Source organism: Sorangium sp. So ce281, from assembly GCF_051527395.1.
In the GTDB taxonomy this organism is placed as follows: domain Bacteria; phylum Myxococcota_A; class Polyangia; order Polyangiales; family Polyangiaceae; genus Sorangium; species Sorangium cellulosum_B.
In genome coordinates, this window is the sequence record NZ_CP150322.1 from 11,686,152 (window position 1) to 11,704,866 (window position 18,715).

An 18,715-nucleotide genomic window follows, 5' to 3' on the forward strand; every position below is an offset into this window, starting at 1 on the left:
GGCGGAACCAGGTGACACTTTCCGGGCTCCCGGTCCGGGTGGCTGCCGTCGCTCACCGGGCTTGAGGCTGAACGACCGGGAGCCCTGGTAACACTCTGGACAGGGAGCCTGGCACCACTGCGGGAAGTTGCCCCGGAGCGGCAGAAAAGCCGCCAAGCCGCCAAGGACGCCAAGGGGAGAGGGGGAAGGGGCCGTCCGGGAATCCCCCCCAGTCCCCTGTGTTCTTGGCGCCCTTGGCGGCTTGGCGGCTCCCTTCCCCGGCCGACTTCCCGCAGCAGAGCTAAGGAACGCCCTGGGGCCGGCGCGGCCGCCGAACGGGTCATCGTGACGTCAGGGCGTGCACTCGCAGCTGCAGACGGACATCTGGCCCGAGACGGTCGTGCTCCACTGCCCATTCCAGGTTCGGTTGGTGCCGCAGGCGGCCGGGCACTTGCTCGGGGCGTCGGCGTTGCTCCAGATGGGCCCGGCCTCCTGCGACACCGACGCCGGCGGCTTGTCGGCGCACTCGCAGACGGACATCTGGCCCGGGACGGTCGTCCACCATTGCCCGTTCCACTTCGTCGCGCTGCTGTACGCGGCGCAGGTGTTCGGACACTGCGTCTGAGCATGGGTGTTGCTCCAGATGGGGCCGGCCTGCACGACGGCGGCGGGGCGCGGGGCGCATTCGCAGACCGACATCGCGCCCGGAACGGTGGTCCACCACTGCCCGTTCCAGTTCATGTTCTGCGGATTGCAGACGTTCGGGCACTTGGTCTGGGCATCGCTCGTGCTCCAGATGGGCCCGGCCTCCAGCGCGAGGTTCTTGGCGACGCACGCAGGGCCGAGCGCCTGCGACGCCTCCTCGACGGTCTCCTCGCCGGAGAACGCCTGCTCCGAGTCGCCTTCGTCCATCGGCACGCTGCAACCCGCGATGAGCATGATGCCGAGCGCGCTGGAGGTGAAGAGTCCGGAGAAGATGTGTTTCGTGTTCATGGTCGGCTCCTGGAGTGGTCGGTCCGGTGGATGTCCTGGGTCGCGATGTTCGCCGCCCGTCAGCTTCTGGTTTCGGTTGTTTGCAGCGTGCGTGCCACGAGGGCGCGCTCTCCTCGGAAGCGCCAGGCCGTCTATGTCAGCGGGCAGAATGCGAGCGGCGCCCGCGCGTTTCCGGGGGCGCGGCGCGCCCGCCGACGGCCGCCTCGGCAAGACCTTGCCCGCGAGCGATCGCCGTCGCGAGTTGCCCGGCAAGAGTTTGCCGGCAAGGACGGGCCGAGCGTTCCAGCGGCGTCCTTCCGGCGACCGCGGCCCTCGTCCAGATGGTCGCTCCGCCCGGCACGTGAGCCGGCCAGAGCCCCCGGTCCCCGGCCCACCGTGCATGACCGGGCGCGCCGGTAAACGTTTGCGCGCAATGGACGTGGAAAAGGATCGACCACCTGCGTCGGCCTGGCGACACCAACAGCAGCGGCGCGGCGGAGACTCATGAGCGGCGAGGTCCGTGGTGGTTCTTGGACCTCCCGAAGGAGCCTGATATAGAGACCAGCGAGGCGGAGTGCATGCGCTCGGGCAAGTCGGTGCAGGACGACGCGGCGAAGACCTGGACCTTGGCGGGGAGGTCGATGTCTGCCATTCAGCAGACCGCGGCGCTGGGCATCGCGCTCGTCTGGCAATACGCCGGAAAGACGGAGAGACGTTTGCTCTCGCCCGACACGCCGCTTGTCGTGGGGCGCGCCGCGCCTGCCGCGCTCTGCATCGACGATCGTACCCTGTCGCGGGAGCACGCCCGCTTCCTCCTCTCGCGCGGGCGGGTGTGGGTCGATGACCTGGGATCCAAGAACGGCACGTTCCTCGACGGCCGCCGCGTCTCGCGCGCCGGGATCGGGGTAGGGGATGAGGTCGTGCTCGGCAGCGTCGCGCTGCGGGTGCAGGCGTTCGGCGCCGGCGGCGAGTCCCTCGATCTCGAGGGCGAGGAGAAGCTCTTGCGCCGCGTGGAGGACGAGCTGACGCGCGCCCGGCATTTTCGCCGCCCCTTCGCCCTGCTCCACGTGCGCATGAGCGCGGCGGTGACGGCGGAGGGCTGGGTCAACGCCGTGCGCGCCTGTCTCCAGCCCCTGCATCGCGTGGCGCTCTACGGCACCTCCGCTGCCCATGTGCTGCTGCCCGAGGCCGGCGCCGAGGAGGCGAGCCGCACCGCGCAGGCCATCGCGGCCTCCTCCGTGGGCGGCGACGCCCGGCTCCTCGTCGGCCTCGCCCTCTACCCGGACGCCGGCAGCACCGCGGACGAGGTCTTCGCGGCCGCCCGCGAGGCGGCCCGCCACGCCTCGCCCGAGCGCCCGGTGGCGTGCGGCCCCGCCGCGACCTCGGTGCTCGCGCGCGAGGAGCCGGAGGAAGGGGGGAGCATCGCCGGCCAGCAGATGCGCGAGGTGATCGAGACGGTGAGGCGCGTGGGCGCCTCGCGCATCCCGGTCATCCTTCACGGCGAGACGGGGACCGGCAAGGAGGTCGTCGCGCGGATGATCCACGAGGGCGGCCCGCGCAAGGGGCGGCGCGTGGTGCGCGTCAACTGCGGGGCGATCCCGAAGGACCTCGTGGAGAGCACCCTGTTCGGCCACGAGCGCGGGGCGTTCACCGGCGCGCTGCAGCAGCAGAAGGGCGTGTTCGAGGAGGCCGACGGCGGCACGGTGTTCCTGGACGAGATCGGCGAGCTGCCGCCGCCGGCCCAGGCAGCGCTGCTCCGCGTGCTCGAGTCGGGGTCGTTCAGCCGCGTCGGATCGAGCCGCGAGATCGAGGTCGACGTGCGCGTCGTCGCGGCGACGCACCGGGATCTCGAGGCGATGGCCGCGTCGGGCGCGTTCCGGGCCGACCTGTATTATCGGCTCGGCGGCGTCGTGATCGACATCCCGCCGCTGCGCGCTCGAACGGACGAGATCGAGCCGCTCGCGCGGCATTTCTTGCGCGCGGCCTGCGCGGCCAACGGGCGACATGTCGAGGGCATCACCCCCGAGGCGCTCGCCCTGCTCTGCGCGTACGCGTGGCCTGGCAACGTGCGCGAGCTGCGCAACGTGATCGAGCGCGCGGTGGTGGTGACGCCCGGCGCGCTCGTCGGCCTCGAGGATCTGCCCCCGCGGGTGCGCGCGGCGGCGGCGCGCGGCGCGTCGGAGCGCCCCGCGGACCGGGGGACGGACGCCGAGCTCGGCGGCGCACCGCCGGACGTGGCCGTGTTCTGCCCCACGCCGTCCGCCCCGAAGGAGGCGCCCCCCGAGGGCGGGCGGGTCCGGGGGAAGGTGCAGCAGTACGAGGCCAAGCTGCTCCAGGACATGCTCGAAGCCGCGGGCTGGAACCGGACCGAGGCCGCGCGCCGGCTGGGGATCCCGGTGCGCACGCTGTCCTACCGCATGAAGGTCCTCGGGGTGAAGCGGCCGTCTCCTCGATGATGCGCAGCTGCCGCCGACGAGCTCCCGCGTCTCGAACCTGAGCAAGCGCGCTGGGAGCTCGCTACACTGCGCTGACCATGCTGAATCGCACGATCGCGCGGAAGTACTCGCTGAGACGAGAGATCGGACGCGGCGGGATGGGGGTCATCTGGGAGGCGTTCGATCAGGTGCTCCGACGTCCCGTGGCGCTCAAGGTGATGACGCCCGAGCATGTCAGCTCGGACTCCGCGCGACGCCGATTCGAGCGAGAGGCGATGGCGATCGCGCGGCTCCAGAACGAGCACATCATCCAGATACACGACTACGGCATCGACGAAGATTGCCCGTACATCGTCATGGAGCTGCTCGAAGGCGAGGACCTCGAGGCCAGGCTCACGCGGGAGCGGCAGCTCTCGCCGCCGGCGGCGCTCGCCCTGCTCCGGCAGATCGCCATTGGCCTGCAGGTGGCGAGCTCCGCGGGGATCGTCCACCGCGATCTCAAGCCGGCGAATGTCTTCCTGGCGCGGAAGGAGCCAGGAGAGTGCGTGAAGCTCCTCGATTTCGGCGTGGTGTGGACGGTCTTCGAGTCGGATGAGGAACAGCAGGGCTCGTTCGGCAGGGTCGTCGGCACGCCGTCGTACATAAGCCCCGAGCAGGTGCGCGCCGTCGTGCCGGATCACCTGAGCGATCTCTGGTCGCTCGGCGTCATCACCTACAGGGCCCTCACGGGCCGGCTCCCCTTCGCGGCGAGCGGGATCGGGGAGCTGCTCATCAGCATCTGCACCGACCCGTTCCCGGCGCCGTCGAGCCTCGTGCCCGGCCTGCTGCCCGGCTTCGACCGCTTCTTCGAGCACGCGCTGGCGAAGGACCCGGCGCAGCGGTTCCAGTCCGCGGCCGACTTCGTGGCGGCGTTCGCGGCGGTGATCGAGGCCAGCGGGGGCCCCGCCAAGATCCTCATCGCCGACGATGAGCCCGACGTGGCGCTCATGATGAAGCTGCTCTTCCGGCAGAAGATCCGCGACCGGGTCTACGAGTTCATCTTCGCTGACAACGGCGAGAACGCCCTCGACGAGCTCCGGCGCCACCCCGACATCGACGTCGTCGTCACCGACATCAACATGCCCGTGATGGATGGCCTCACGTTCCTTGGACGCGTCCCGGCGGTGAGCCCCTTTGCGAGGACGGTGATGATGTCCGCCTACGGCGACATGGGGAACATCCGGAGCGCGATGAACCAGGGCGCGTTCGATTTCCTGCTCAAGCCGATCCAGCGCGGCGATCTCGAGGCGACCATCGACAAGACCATCAAGCACGTCGCGGAGCTGCGGAGGAACGCCCGCTCGGACGAGGAGAACAAGATCCTCCGGCAGTTCACGAGCGCGGCGTTGATCGAGCGGATCCGGGAGATGGGCCCCGCGATCGCGCTCGCGAGCGAGGCGGTCATGGCCACGGTGGCGTTCATCGACATCTTCCAGTTCACGCCCGTGACCAGGGAGAGGCTGCCCGGCGAGGCCATGAGGCTGCTCCGGGCCAACTTCGAGGTGATCGTTCCGGAGCTCGTCGCCAAGGGGGGGGTCGTGGACAAGTTCCTCGGCGACGCGGTGATGACGGTGTTCCAGGGGCCGGATCACCTGTCGCGGGCGCTCAGCGCGTGCGTGGCCGTCCGCGCGCAGATGGCGGCGGTGGCGCGCCGCGCCGGCGAGGGCTCGCCGTATACGCAGGGGATCTGCATCGGGCTCTCCACGGGGCAGGTCCTCTCCGGCAGCGTCGGATCGCAGGCGTACGGCCGGCTCGACTACACGGTGCTCGGCGAGGTGGTCAACGCCGCCGCGCACCTCGCCAGGGCGTCTCGGCCCGGGGAGATCCTCGTCGATGCGACGGTCCGCGAGGCCGCGCAGCAGCTCTTCGATTTCGAAGAGGTCGGCGCGAGGAGCCTGCTGCCGGGGGCCCCTCCCGTGAGCGTCTTCAACCTGGTCAAGCGCGTTCCGGCCGACGTCATCCCAGGGTGCGAGCCGACCGTCGGAGTCCACTCGACGACCACCATGCGATGAGGCCGCGAAGGCGCCGGCGCGAAGCGCCTCAGCGCGCCGCGAGGCGGTGGCGGCCCTGGGGCACGCTCGTCGAGGCGGTGCCGCTGGCAGCGTCGTAGCGCGTCGGCGCGGGCTTGCCGTCGAGATAGAGTTGCGCGTCCGTCTGGGAGACGGCGAGGCCGACCTGCGCCGGGATCGAGAGCACCAGCTCCGCGGCGACGCCGGCGCCCTCGGGCCGGAGCGACGCGGACACGGGCGACGTGGCGAGCAGCAGGGCGCGGCCGCCGACGCTCAGCGAGGTGCCGGCGTCGACCTGGGCGCGCTCGAGCGCCCCGTGGCGCAGGAGCAGCAGCGCGCTGCGACCCTGCAGCTTCGCGGAGGGCACGCGCGGACCGTCGCCCACCTCCACCGGCCGCGCGCCGTCGGAGACCAGCGCGAGATCCTGCGTGCCTTGCTCCGCGATGGAGACCAGCGCGGCCGAGCCGCTCCCGCCGCTCACCTTGAGCGCCTCGATCGCCGGCTTCGGCTCGCCCGCGGTGAGGTCGCGCGGGTAGAGCACGGTCAGCCATTGCGTGCTGGAGGCGATGTAGCGCGCCACCGAGAACGGGTGCCGGAAGGTCATGTTCGGGAAGAAGTTGGTGAAGCCGCTTCGATCGACCGAGAAGGCGTCGGGGCGGGGGACGTAGACCACGTCGAGCTCGAGCTCGCGCTTGCCGTCGTCGGTCCGCGTGGCCCACGCCAGCCGCCCCGCCGTGGGAGCGGACGGAGCGCGGCCGCCGGCGTCCGGCGTCACCGGCTCGCTCGGGGCGAGCCCGGTCGCTGCCTCCGCTGCGAGGTCGCTGGCCATCCGGACCTCGCCGCAGACGTCGCCGCAGTCCACCTGGGTGCTGGGCGAGGTGGGCCTCGCGGTGGCGTAATCGGTGCAGATGGCGGGCGCGCCCGGCCGGCACCCCAGCCAACCGCTGTAATGGAGGTGGGTGTCGTAATAGTGGAGCATCGGTTGGGCCGAGCCGACGCCCGCGGAGATCATGTGGTCGAAGACGACCACGTAGCTCTTCCGCGCGAGCGCCGCCGTCCGCCGCGTGGACACGTCGGGCACATTGACGTAGTCGTCGATCGTGACCGTCGAGGCGTCGAGCTCCCCGGTCAGGAACGAGGCCTGCAAGATCGCCGGATCGTCCACGGGCCGGGTCAGGCTGCTGAAGACGCCGAGCTGGCGCCACGCGGGCGTCTGGTACGTGTCCCGGATCCCCTTGTAGCTGTCGACGGTGACCAGGTTGTGCGACTCCGGGCTGAAGTTGACCCAGTAGAACAGCGAGGTGTGGGGGCTGCCCGCGGGATCGTAGTTGCGGCCGTCGCCCGGATCGATGATCAGGTATTGCCCCTTCGCGTGCAGGAGGAAGCTCGTCTGGTCGGGCTGGCTGTGCGAGGACGGCCGGTACTCGTGCTCGGTCGTCATCAGCAGGTGAACCGCGTCCGCGCTCCAGCCGGAGCGCAGCGAGGTCATGTCCGAGGTGACGATCGAGGTGTACGTGGGCTCCTGGTCCCCGGCGGCGGCCTTGGCGATGTCGGGATCGGTATAGAGGATGCTGTAGACAGGGTTGTTGACGGCGGCCTTGCCCTTCGCGCTGAGCCAGCCGTAGAAGCCCTTCGCGTCGCGGCGCCCCTCTTTCTCGCTGAGCATGCTGGCGGCGATGCTGCTCAGCTGCAGGGGCTCGCGCCAGCCGGTCTCGATGGTGGCCGCGTTGCCGTCCGGCATGGAGAGGGCGGCCCCGTAGCGGAGCATGCGGGCGATGCGGGTGTCATTGCCCCAGGCAGCGGGCGTGTTCACCGCGTTGATGTAATCCCGGCCGTCGTGCGCCCCGCCGGAGAGCCTCTTCATGGCCTGGAGGTAGGGCAGCATCACCGAGAACACGTCGTCCTGGTAGCTCGGGCCCTCGACGTAGGTGCCGTCCTGGGTGAGGCAGGCTTGCACGTAAGGGCCGTAGGAGCGGAGGGCGACGAGCGAGTCCAGCGGCGCGTCGCCGAAGAGATCGCGCTCGACGGTGCAGGCGTGGCCGTGCTCGCCGAGGGCGTAGCTCAGCGTGGCCGCGCCGCTGCCCACGCGATAGCGGAAGTTGGTGACGTACGTCGTGTTGAACTCTTCGTACACACCCATCGTCTTCCCGAGCGCGTCCTCCAGCTTGTCGCGGACGGCCGCGTCGTCGTCCGCGCTCAGCGCCGGCTGCACGAGGTCGTAGGCGTAGGCATAGTTGAGCAGGGCTCCGCCCCAGTACCAGGCGCCGGGCGTCTGGTTCCAGCCGGTGCTGGTGTCGCCCGCCTTCAGCAGCGCGTCGCGCGCCGCCTTCAACCCGTCGCCGCGCTGCTCGACCACCCAGGAGAGGGCCCCGTACAGCGCGCAGTTGGAGATCTGGTATTCTTGTACGTCCGTATTCGTGGAGGGGGCTCCGCACGGGTGGCCCTGCCCCGGCGGGCCGCGGCGGACATCGTCCATCCAGGTCTTGTAAGGGTCCTGGGTGACCCGCTGGCGCAGGGCGGGGATGTCGCGGCGATCGAAGGCGATGAACGGGTGCTTCCGCTCGTGGATCTGGACGGGGGCGCACGGGGGCGGCTTGGAACAACCTCCGAGGCCCACCAGCAGGATCCACGGCGCGAGGACCCTTCCCCTCATTGAGCGGAGCATGAGGGGTCTTGTTATCAGCACCGCAATGTGGGCGTCAATGTGGGGCGCCTCGCGGCCACCTCCGGCGGGAGGAGGCGCCGCGCGCGCGTCCGGTCGAGAGCGTCGAATCCGCGTCGAATCAGCGCCTGCCCCGGCGGGGACATGGCTTTGTCCCGCGGACCGTGGTCCAATCCGCTCCCATGAGCGCCGCCCTCCGCCACTCGCCCCGCTGCCCCGCGGCGCTTCGAGGCTAGATCCAGCATGGTCCTGCCCGGGTACGAGAACCAGGCTCAGGTCTACGACAGCACCAACACCCGCGTCTGCCGCGCCCTGCGCAAGGCGGACGGGGAGCCCCTCATCCTCAAGATCCTGAAGCCGCTCCGCCCGTCTCCCGAGCGGCTCGCCTGGTTCCAGCGCGAATACGATATGCAGCGTGGGCTCGAGCTGCCCTGCGTCCCCCGGGCCTATGGCCTCGGGCTCGAGCTGCAGGGCTGGACCATGGCTATCGAGGACTTCGGCGGGGAGTCGCTGGACAGGCTGCTGCGCCGGGGGACGCCCCCGCTCGCCGAGGCGCTGGACATCGCCGTCCGTGTCGTGGACGCGCTCGGGCAGCTCCACGAGCAGCGCATCATCCACAAGGACATCAACCCCTCGAACATCGTCTGGAGCGCGGAGCGGGAGCGGCTCGCCATCATCGACTTTGGCATCTCCACCGTGCTCTCGCGGGAGAACCCCGTCCTCAAGAGCCCGGACGTGCTCGACGGGACGCTCATGTACATCGCCCCCGAGCAGACCGGCCGGACCAACCGGGCGATCGATTACCGCACCGACTTCTACTCGCTCGGCGTCACCCTCTACGAGCTCTTCACCGGGGCGCTCCCCTTCCCGGCGCAGGACGCGATGGAGCTCGTGCATTGCCACCTGGCGAGGCTCCCGGCGCCGCCGCACGCGCGGGCGAAGGGCGTGCCGAGGGCGGTGTCGGACGTGGTGATGCGGCTCCTGGAGAAGGCGCCCGAGGCGAGATACCAGAGCACGTACGGCATCAAGGCGGATCTCGAGGCGTGCATCGCGGCGCTCCGCGAGACGGGCGCGGTGGGGGCGATCGACCTCGGGGCGCGCGACGTGCCGGAGCGGTTCCAGATCCCCCAGCGGCTCTACGGCAGGGAGCGCGAGGTGGAGGCGCTGCTCTCGACCTTCGAGCGGGTCGCGCAGGGCGCGCGGAGCGCCGTCGAGGGGGCGCGCGGGGCGGCCGAGCTGCTCCTCGTGACCGGCTCCTCGGGCATCGGCAAGAGCGCGCTCGTGCGCGAGCTGTACGAGCCGATCACGCGGCGGCGGGGGTACTTCATCGGCGGGAAATACGACCAGCTCCAGCGGGCGACGCCCTACGCGGCCGTGGTGGCGGCGTTCCGGTCGCTGGTGCGGCAGATCCTCGGGGAGAGCCAGGCGCGGCTCGCGGGGTGGCAGGAGGCGCTGCGCGGCGCGCTCGGCCAGAACGGGCAGGTCATCCTCGACGTGCTCCCCGAGGTGGAGGCGATCCTCGGGCCGCAGCCGCCGGTGCCCGAGCTCGGGCCGACGGAGACGCAGAACCGCTTCAACCTGGTGCTCGAGCGCTTCCTGCGGGTCTTCGCGAAGCCGGAGCACCCGCTCGTGATCTTCCTCGACGACCTGCAATGGGCCGACGCGGCCAGCCTGCGGCTGCTCGAGCGGGTGCTCGGGGAGGAGCGCCTGGCGCACCTCTTCCTGATCGGGGCCTACCGGGACAACGAGGTCGGGCCGGCTCACCCGCTCGCGATGACGCTCGCGGCCATCCGCGCGTACGGGACGGCGGTGCGCGAGATCCACCTCGGGCCGCTCGCGCGCGAGCACGTGGAGGAGCTGCTCGGCCAGGCCATGCACGCGGAGCCGGAGCGGGTCCGCCCGCTGGCGGAGCTCATCGTGCGCAAGACCGAGGGCAACCCGCTGTTCGTGAGCGAGCTGCTGAAGGCGGTGCACAAGGAAGGCTTCATCGCCTTCGACCGGCAGCGGGGGCGGTGGCAATGGGACCTCGGCCGGATCGAGGCGAAGGGCGTCACCGACGGCATCATCGATCTCATGATCGGCAAGATCCGCAGCCTGCCGGCCGCGACCCAGCAGGCGCTCAGCCTCGGCGCCTGCATGGGCAGCGAGATCGACGGGCGCGCGCTCTCGCTGGTGGCGGGCAGGTCCGAGGAGGCGCTGTCCCAGGCGCTGTTCGCGGCGGCGCTGGAGGGGCTCCTGCTCCCGGCCTCCGAGCTCGAGGTGGTCCAGGACTCGACGAATCCCTCGCTGCTCGTGCGGCATTACCGGTTCTTGCACGACCGGGTGCAGCAGGCGGCGTATGCGCTCGTCGAGGAGGCGGAGCGGCCCGCGGTGCACCTCAGGATCGGGCGGCTGCTCCTCTCGAAGATCAGCGGGCCGGAGCGGGCCGAGCGGATCTTCCAGCTCGCGACGCACCTGAACCAGGGGCGGGGGCTCGTCACGGATCCGGCCGAGCGGCTCGAGATCGCCCGGCTGAACCTGGAGGCCGGGAAGCGGGCGAAGAGCTCCACCGCCTATGCCGCGGCGCGGGAGTACCTCGCCGCGGGGCTCGAGCTCCTGCCCGAGGGCTCCTGGGGAGAGCACCACGATCTCACCGCGGATCTCCACCGCGCGCTCGCGGAGGCCGAGGGGCTCAACGGCAACCACGAGCGCGCCGAGGCGCTCACCCGGGCGCTGCTCGATCACGCGCGGACGCCGCTCGAGCAGGCCGGCGTCTACGACGCGCTGGTCAGCCATTGCACCATGGTCGGGCGGTACGCGGAGGCCATCGACGTGGCCCGGCGCGGGCTCGCCCTGCTCGGCATCGACCTGCCCGAGCGGGATCTCGGCGCGGCGCTCGAGGCGGAGCTCGCGGACGTCGACCGCCGGCTCGGCGATCGCCCCCTCGAGTCGCTGCTGGAGGCGCCCGCCGTGGAGGACCCCGCCGGCAAGGCCGCGCTCAAGCTGCTCTCGAACGTGCTCTCGGCGACGTTCTACGTGGACCGGCAGCTCTACGCGTTCACCGTCACGAAGTCGGTCGGCCTGAGCCTCCAGTACGGGCTCGCCCCCGGCGCCTGCTCGATCTTCGCGTTCTTCGGGATCGTGCTCTCGGGGTTCCGGGGCCAGCAGCTCGCGGGCTACGAGATGGGGGTGCTCGCGGTGCGGCTCGGCGAGCGGTTCAACAGCCCCGGCGACGTCTGCAACAGCTGCTTCGCCCTCGGCAATTTCCTTCTACCGTGGGTGAAGCACCTGCCGGCGGCCCAGGCGGTCAACGACGCCGGGTACAAGGCGGGGCTCGAGGCCGGGGAGCTGCGGTACGCGGGCTACATCCTCATCTACAAGCTGTTCAACCAGCTGTACGAGGGCAGGCCCCTCGCCCAGGTGCTCGCGGATCTGCCGGAGTTTTTGCACTTCAACCAGAAGAGCAAGAACCAGATCGCGATCGACATCATCCGCGGGCTGGAGCTCGTGCTCGCGGACCTCTCGGGCAGGGCCGGGGGCGCCGCGCCGGATCCCGCCGCCGAGGCCGATTACCTGGCTGCATGCGAGGCGAACCAGAGCGTGATGGCGCTCTGTTACCATCACATCCTGAAGACGCAGACGCTGTACCTGCACGGCGATCTGGCGGGGGCGCGCGCCGCGGCGACGAGGGCCGAGGCGCTCATCTCGGCCGTCACCGGCAACGTGGCGTCGGCGGAGCACCAGTTTCATCATGCGCTGTGCCTCGCGGCGCTGGCCGACGGCGCCGGGGCGGACGAGCGGCGGGCCTTCCAGGAGGCCGCCGCGGCGAGGCGGGATCAGCTGGGGCGCTGGGCGGAGGTCTGCCCGGAGACGTTCTCGCACATGCACGCGCTGGTCGGGGCCGAGCTGGCGCGGCTCGCGGGCGAGACCGGGGAGGCCATCGCGCTGTACGAGCGCGCGATCTCCTCGGCGAGGGCGCACGGGTTCCTCCAGGACGAGGCGCTCGCGAGCGAGCTCTGCGGCAGGTTCTGGCTCCGGCGCGGGAAGGAGCGGCTCGGCAGGGATTACCTCGCCGACGCGCGTTATGGCTTCGAGCTCTGGGGCGCGCGGCGCAAGGTGGCGCTGCTCGACGCGGAGCTCAACCCGCTGCAGCCGCTGGCCGAGGCGCCCCTCGACCGGACGACGCTCACCACCACGAGCACTCGGCAGCAGACGTCGCGGGTGCTCGATCTGGGCAGCGTGCTCAAGGCGTCGCAGGCGATCGCCAGCGAGCTCGTGCTGGAGCGGCTGCTCACCAAGCTGATGACCATCGTCGTCGAGAACGCGGGGGCCGAGCGCGGCGTCTTGCTGCTCGCGCAGGGCGAGGAGCTCATCCCCAGCGTGGAGGCGCGCGTGGATCCGGCCGACCCGCGGGCCGCCCCTGCGGTCACGGAGCTGGAGCTGGTGTCCTCCGTGGAGGGGGGGCAGTTCGCGGAGAGCATCGCGGTCTACGTGGAGCGGACCCGCGAGAGCGTGCTGCTCGGCGACGCGGCGCACGAGGGCGATTTCACCCAGAGCCCCTACATCACGCGGAACCAGACGCGGTCGGTCCTGTGCATGCCGCTCGTCAACCAGGGCAAGCTCATCGGCGTGCTCTATCTCGAGAACAACCTGGCCACGGGCGCGTTCACGCAGGAGCGGCTGGAGGTCTTGCGGCTGCTCTCGGCCCAGATGGCGGTGTCCATCGAGAACGCGGTGCTCTACGGGCAGCTCGAGCAGCGGGTCGGGGAGCGGACGGCGGAGCTGCGGAAGAAGAACGCCGACCTCGAGGAGGCGCTGCATCACCTCAAGGCGACGCAGTTCCAGCTCGTGCAATCGGAGAAGATGGCCTCGCTCGGGCAGCTCACCGCGGGCATCGCGCACGAGATCAAGAACCCGCTCAACTTCATCAACAACTTCGCCGAGGCGAACGTCGATATCGCCGCCGAGATCCTGGACGGGCTCGCGTCGAACCGGGATCTCCGGGTCGCCGAGATCGAGGATCTGGTGGTGAGCCTCAAGCAGAGCGCCGAGAAGATCGCCGAGAACGGGCGGCGCACCGACGGGATCGTGCGGGGGATGATGCAGCACGCGAGCGGCGGCACGGGGGAGCGCCAGAGCGTCGGGCTGAACGGGCTGCTCGATCAGTACGTGAGCCTCGCCTACCACGGGATGCGGGCGCAGAAGCTCGATCTGAACGTCATCATCGAGCGCGATTACGACGCGGCGGTGGGCGCGATCGAGCTGGTGCCGCAGGAGATCGGGCGGGTGTTCGTGAACCTCCTGACGAACGCCTTCCACGCGCTGCGAGAGAAGCAGCGCTCGGCGGCCGGGCCGTACGTGCCGACGCTGATGGTGAGCACGCGGCGGCTCGGGCGCGAGGTCGAGATCCGGGTGCGCGACAACGGGGTCGGCGTCCCCGAGGCGCTGCGGGACAAGATCTTCCACCCGTTCTTCACGACGAAGCCCACGGGCCAGGGCACGGGCCTCGGGCTGTCGCTGAGCTACGACATCGTCCAGGCCCACCGGGGCACGATCCGGGTCGATGGCCAGGAGGGAGAGGGCGCGACGTTCATCGTCACGCTGCCTGGCTGAGGCCGGGGCTCTCTATTGCGGGGCGGAGCCCTGGGGCCAGCGCCGCGCGAAGACGTTGTTGTCCCAGGCGACCGCGATCTCCGCGCCGCCTCCGAGCGTCATCCCTATCGCCTCGTAGATGAGCCGCGTCCCCGGGACATAGCCGAGATCCTGGAGCGCCTCCGGGACCGGCTCGAGGTCCCAGTGGACCAGGTAGACGCCCTGCGCGCCGAGCCGCCTGGCGATCATGCGGCCATGAGCGAACGTGGTCCCGTCGGGGCGCAGGGTGGTGACCGAGTACTCGCCCGCGAAATCTCCCGGCAGGCCGCTGATTTTGACTCCGGTCTCGCGCGCGAGCTCACCCTCGTAGAGGGCGAGGGCGAAGGTGCCGTGGACATCACCCGTCTGGAGATCGAGGCGGAAGAGGATGACGCCGCAGCTCGTCGGCGTAGGCTGTTGCGGATCGGAGATCTGAACGATCGGCATGAGGGTTCCTTACCCCGATCCAGCGTGCGCGGGGTACACCGCCGAGCGCGGAGGCGCAGGATCGAGGCTCGAGTGTGAGGCAGCGCTCGAGATCCAGTCTGAACGGCACCGCGCAGCGGACTACGCCGGCCGCAGGATCTGCCGCACCGAGTCCACGTCCGCGACCCGGTGCAGCACAGGCTGGAGCCCGGCGCCCGGCGCCTCGCCGAAGGCGCCGCTCGCGGCGACGGCGCGGGCGCGCGGGCCGTCGAGCACGAGGAACACGTCCCTCAGGCCCCCGGCGCCCGGCGCGTCGATCACGTCGACGATGCGCGAGCGATCGAGGTGCAGCTCCTCGTCGCCCCGCTGGATGAGCACGCGCCGATCGGTGATGAGGTACCGCGTCCGCGCCGAGAGCCGCGCGGGGCGCACCACCGACATGTAGAGCATCGCCGCGCCCGCGGCGACGAGCAGCACGATCGTGAGCGAGAGGGACGCGACCAGCGCCACGAAGGAGACGCTCTCCGGATCCATGCCCGCCGCGGTCACGATGCGGATGCTGCGCACGGCGTGCACCGCCGTGACCACCGCGAAGCCGCCGAGGAGCACGCCGAGCAGGACCGAGCCGACGCCGCGCAGGCCGCTCGGGAGCCACTTGTGCCAGCCGTCGGCCGGGTGCGCCGACCAGAGCACCCGCTCGCCCTCGTCGAGGCGCTGCGAGAGCAGGCGGTGACCGTCGCCCGCGGGCGCCGACGGGACCACGCCCCGGAGGATCGCCCAGACGCGATCCGGGGCCACGACCCCGGTCAGCACGATCGACAGCCGCCGCCGGAGGGCGCCGGTCGGCACCGCCCTGACGAGCTCGAGGTCGCCGACGCCGGGGTGCTTCGGGTTCCAGTGGATGCGCGCGTAGCTGATCGACCGCCGCTCGATGGAGCGCCGGAGCTTCCCGCGCTGCACGACGATGTGCCGATCGGTGAGCATGTACTCCAGCTCCGAGCGCCACCAGCGCGGCAGGTAGCTGAACGCCACCGCGAGGCTCGCCATCCAGGCCGCGAAGGCGAGCAGCTGGTTCGGCGACGCGTCGAGCGCCTTGCTCACGACGACGGCGGACGCGGTGCTGATCGCGGAGGTCACGCCGCAGACCGCCGCGCCCACGAGGTAGAGCATCGGCGTCGCGACGACCTTGGGACGCCCGGACCAGAGCACATGCTCATCGAACACCGAGTCACGCATCTCGATGGATCCTCCGTCCGGGGTGAGCTGGCCGGCGCCGCCCCCGCGCGCGAGGGCGACCACGTTAAGGTGAACCTGCCGGCCGGGGTCGTAAAGGGGGCTCTCGCCATCGCCCGCTGTGCGCTGTACGACCAGAGCGCCCTCGGTGACCACGCGCACCACGCGCACCACGCGCACCACGCGCACCACGCGCACCACGCGCACCACGCGCACGCGCGGCCGTCCAGACGCTGAAGCGCGCGCCGCCTCGGCTCAGCGCCGCTGCGGCGCCGCGAGCTTGCGCAGGCGCCTCAACGTCTTCAACGTCTGTTCCGATTCCCTCTCGCACTGCGCTCGCCGCACCTTCGCCAGCGGCAGCCAGTGATCGTTCCCCGGCGCCCGGGCGATGTAGGACTCCCACGCGGCCACGGCCTGCAGGTAGGCCTCCGCGCGCGCGGCGCCGAGCTCGGCGCTCCGCGCCGCGGCCCAGTGGCCGAGCGCCGCGTACCAGGCCTCGTCGTGGGCAGGCACGTAGAACCAGCCGGCGCCGTTGATCTGCTGGTCGGCCCGGTCGTAGGTCCTCGCGAGCCGGATGTTCTCGATGCCTCCCTCCAGGTCGCCGGACCGGTCGAGCGCCACCGCGAGCCCCCAGAGCGTGGTCACGCCGTAACGGACCATGTCGAGCGACCCGAGGGTCGAGAGCGAGGCGCGGTACCCCTCGACCGCCGACGTGACGTCGCCGAGCGCCATGTAGGCCTCGGCCTGGTTGGCCAGCAGCAGCGCCCGCGAGACCGCGTGCGGCTCGAGCACCAGCGCCTCGTCGTACGCCTCGATCTCGTCCGTGTACCTGCCGAGCCGCGCGTAGCAGACCGCCAGCGCGTGCCACGCGTCGGCCCGGAAAGGCGCCGGCGGCTGGAGCCGCAGGAGCCCCTCGAGCGTCGCGACGGCGCCCTGCACGTCGCCGAGGTGCTCCAGGATGTCGGCGTAGCGCAGCCGCACCGAAGGGGCGCGCGACGTCGCCGCGCCGGCGCGCTCGTACAGGGCGCGCGCCTCGCGCAGCCAGAGCGGGCCGATCTCCTCGACGCGCTCCAGGAGCGGCGAGCGCCGGAGCTGGTCGTACCGCGCGAGGAGCGCGTCCGCCTGGGAGATGAGCTCCTCGCGCTCGTCGGCCGCCGGATCGAGCGCGCGGGACCAGACGGTCGGCGCTGCGTGGAGGGGCCCCGCCGCGAGCGCGAACGCAAGGAGCGCCGCGGCGCCCGGCGGGCGCGAGCGCCGCGGCAGGGGCGACCGCCGGGGCGGGGGCGATGGCCGCGTCACCGCGCCCCTCCCGCGCTTGGCCGCGGCGCCGCGCTCCGCTCCTGCGGGGCGCGCGCGGGCCGGTGGCCTCCGCCGCCGGCGCCTCGCCGGAGCGCGTCGAGGCGCGCGCGCGCCGCCGGGGCCCACGGCCCCTGGCCGCCGGCGCCCGACAGGTACGCCTCCCAGCGCGCGATCGCGGCCCCCGTCATGGCCCGCTCCAGCGCGAGCGCCTCGAGGGCGAGCCTGTCCTCCGGGACCGCGAGGTACTCGACGGTGCGCAGGCGCGCCGCCGCGCTGGCGAGGTCGTCCGCGGTCCGCTCGCGCGCGGCCGCGCCGGCGCTCCGGTCTTCCGCGCGCCCGCGCGCACCCTCGCCGCGCGGGCGCGCGGGCTCCAGCGCGCCCGCGTCGCCTTCGAGCGCGGCGTCCGCCTGGGCCTTGTCGCCGGAGCGGTCCAGCGCGAGCGCGAGCGACAGCGTGACGTCGCGGGCGAGCTGCGTCTGCGCGCGCAGGCGCGCCTCGCGCAGGTAGGCGATCGCCTCGTCGAGGTCCCCGCGGGCGGCCGCCTCTCTGTGCGCGTCTCTGTGCGCGTCTCTGTGCGCGCTGGTGGGCGGCCTCGCGCTCGCGCCGGCGACGGACGCCGCGCCCGCGGTGGCCATCGACAGGTGCGCCGCCTCGAGCAGCACGAGCGCGCGCCGGTCCGCGGTCCCGAGCAGATCGATCCGCGGGACGAGCGCGCGGTAGATCGCGATCGCCTCGCCGCGCTTGCCGGTGCGGGCGAGCGAGCGCGCGAGGTCGTGCATCGTCTGCGGATCCTCGACGCTGCGGGGATCGACGCTCCGCGCCCGCTCGAAGGCGCGCGCGGCGTCCTCGGGCGAGCCGAGCGCGAGGGCGGCGCGGGCGATCAGGACCTGCGGCGCCGCGTGCCCCGGGAGGAGCTGGTCGGCGAGGCGCGCCGACTCGCGCGCCGCCCCGGCGTCGCCGCCGAGCTGCGCATGGCCGCGCGCGAGCAGGTCGCAGTAGCGCGGGAGCTCAGGCGCCCGCGCGCGCTCCCAGACGGTGGGCCCCCGCGCGATGGCCCGGCCGGATCGCGCCGCGCACTCGGGCGGACGCCCCGCCGCCGCCGCGGCGGCGACCAGATCGCCGGCCTGTCCGGCGCGCGCGGCGAGCGGGAGGACGAGCAGGGCCGTGAGCAGCAGCGGGCCGAGGTGCACGGCGAGAGTGTACCAGGGAGGCGCGCTGGAGGCTCACGCCGGGGCCGGCGGCGCAGGGCTGCGATCCGGTTGATCGGGTGGGCGCTGGTCCGTTATGGTGCCCGAGGTGACAGCGTCGACGGGGGGCGTTCGCGGGTCGTGTTTCGCTGGACTCCGCAGCCTTGGAGCTTGAGGAGGATCGACATCATGGGCGAGGTAATTCGCAAGGATGCGCCAGCGGACGACATCATCGGTGACGTGCGCGCGACGCTCCACAGCGCTTCTGCGAAGGGCGGGCCCCTCCGGGAGCTCGCCGAGCAGCGGCTCGTGCCCGTGCTGACGCTCTTCGACGGGGTGGAGGCCCAGCGCAACGCCGCGCGCTCCGAGGCGGAGCCGCTGCTCGCCAAGGTCGAGGCCGAGTCCGCGCGCGCCGACGACGCGCTCGGCAAGGTCGCCGACGACGTCTGGAACGCCGTGGGGCGCCCCTCCGCGGATCCTGCGCTGTCGATCCTGTTCCCGGGCGGCGTGGCCTACTTCGCGGACGACGAGGACGGCGATCTCACGGGGCAGCCGGATCGGCTGGAGGTGCTCGCGCAGCTGCTCGGCTCGGGGATCCACCCGAAGCTCAGCCTGGACAAGGCGCAGGCCGCGGCGGCCGAGGTGAAGTCGGCGGCGGCGGCGGTGCGCTCGACGGTCGAGGCGACCCGGCTGCCGCTGGAGCGGCTGAGCGTGCTCGACCGCATCCGCGCCTCGGTGGCGAAGAGCGCGCACATCGAGCTGGTGCACCTGAAGCGTCTCTACAGGGCGGCTGGCTTCAGCGAGGCGGAGATCCACGCGGTCATCCCGGATCGCGGCCGGGCGCGGCGCCGCCTGTAGCGCGCC

At 72.1% G+C, this 18,715-nt stretch carries 10 protein-coding genes; 4 read left to right on the forward strand and 6 right to left on the reverse strand.

Annotated features, from left to right (window positions below; translation table 11 throughout):
• Window positions 1–330: 330 nt before the first annotated feature.
• Window positions 331–972 carry a mannan-binding protein gene (locus WMF27_RS44850; RefSeq protein WP_437943623.1) on the reverse strand — a complete coding sequence of 214 codons (642 nt, stop codon included), beginning with the start codon at window positions 970–972 and terminating at the stop codon, window positions 331–333.
• A gap of 509 nt (window positions 973–1,481) precedes the next feature.
• Here WMF27_RS44850 and WMF27_RS44855 point away from each other — a divergent pair.
• Together WMF27_RS44855 and WMF27_RS44860 are read left to right on the forward strand one after the other, a co-directional pair.
• Window positions 1,482–3,407 carry a sigma 54-interacting transcriptional regulator gene (locus WMF27_RS44855; RefSeq protein WP_437762739.1) on the forward strand — a complete coding sequence of 642 codons (1,926 nt, stop codon included), beginning with the start codon at window positions 1,482–1,484 and terminating at the stop codon, window positions 3,405–3,407.
• A 77-nt stretch (window positions 3,408–3,484) separates the two neighbouring features.
• A complete protein-coding gene (locus WMF27_RS44860; RefSeq protein ID WP_437762738.1) occupies window positions 3,485–5,437 on the forward strand; it encodes a protein kinase domain-containing protein in 1,953 nt (650 codons plus the stop codon).
• Between the two features lie 28 nt (window positions 5,438–5,465).
• On the opposite strand, the gene WMF27_RS44865 is transcribed toward WMF27_RS44860, so the two are convergent.
• Window positions 5,466–8,087, reverse strand: coding sequence for a hypothetical protein (locus tag WMF27_RS44865; protein WP_437762737.1), 2,622 nt, complete (start codon window positions 8,085–8,087; stop codon window positions 5,466–5,468).
• 252 nt (window positions 8,088–8,339) lie between these two features.
• On the opposite strand from WMF27_RS44865, the gene WMF27_RS44870 reads away from it, so the two are divergent.
• On the forward strand, window positions 8,340–13,688 hold the full coding sequence (locus tag WMF27_RS44870; RefSeq protein WP_437762736.1) for an AAA family ATPase: 5,349 nt from the start codon (window positions 8,340–8,342) through the stop codon (window positions 13,686–13,688).
• Between the two features lie 12 nt (window positions 13,689–13,700).
• Here the strand turns inward: WMF27_RS44870 and WMF27_RS44875 are convergent, their stop codons facing one another.
• The 4 genes from WMF27_RS44875 to WMF27_RS44890 all read right to left on the reverse strand — a co-directional run bounded on the left by WMF27_RS44875 (window position 13,701) and on the right by WMF27_RS44890 (window position 17,854).
• Complete coding sequence (locus WMF27_RS44875; RefSeq protein WP_437762735.1) at window positions 13,701–14,153, reverse strand: hypothetical protein; 453 nt, start codon at window positions 14,151–14,153, stop codon at window positions 13,701–13,703.
• A gap of 120 nt (window positions 14,154–14,273) precedes the next feature.
• Entirely contained in the window at window positions 14,274–15,581 is a 1,308-nt protein-coding gene (locus WMF27_RS44880) for a hypothetical protein (protein WP_437762734.1), read from the reverse strand.
• A 39-nt stretch (window positions 15,582–15,620) separates the two neighbouring features.
• A complete protein-coding gene (locus tag WMF27_RS44885) occupies window positions 15,621–16,664 on the reverse strand; it encodes a tetratricopeptide repeat protein (RefSeq protein ID WP_437762733.1) in 1,044 nt (347 codons plus the stop codon).
• Entirely contained in the window at window positions 16,661–17,854 is a 1,194-nt protein-coding gene (locus tag WMF27_RS44890) for a hypothetical protein (RefSeq protein WP_437762732.1), read from the reverse strand. Before WMF27_RS44890 ends, WMF27_RS44885 begins: the two co-directional genes overlap by 4 nt.
• A 186-nt stretch (window positions 17,855–18,040) precedes the next feature.
• Between WMF27_RS44890 and WMF27_RS44895 the strand changes: the two genes are divergently transcribed.
• Window positions 18,041–18,709: a hypothetical protein gene (locus WMF27_RS44895; RefSeq protein WP_044967360.1), complete on the forward strand. Its 669-nt coding sequence runs from the start codon at window positions 18,041–18,043 to the stop codon at window positions 18,707–18,709.
• Window positions 18,710–18,715 lie beyond the last annotated feature (6 nt).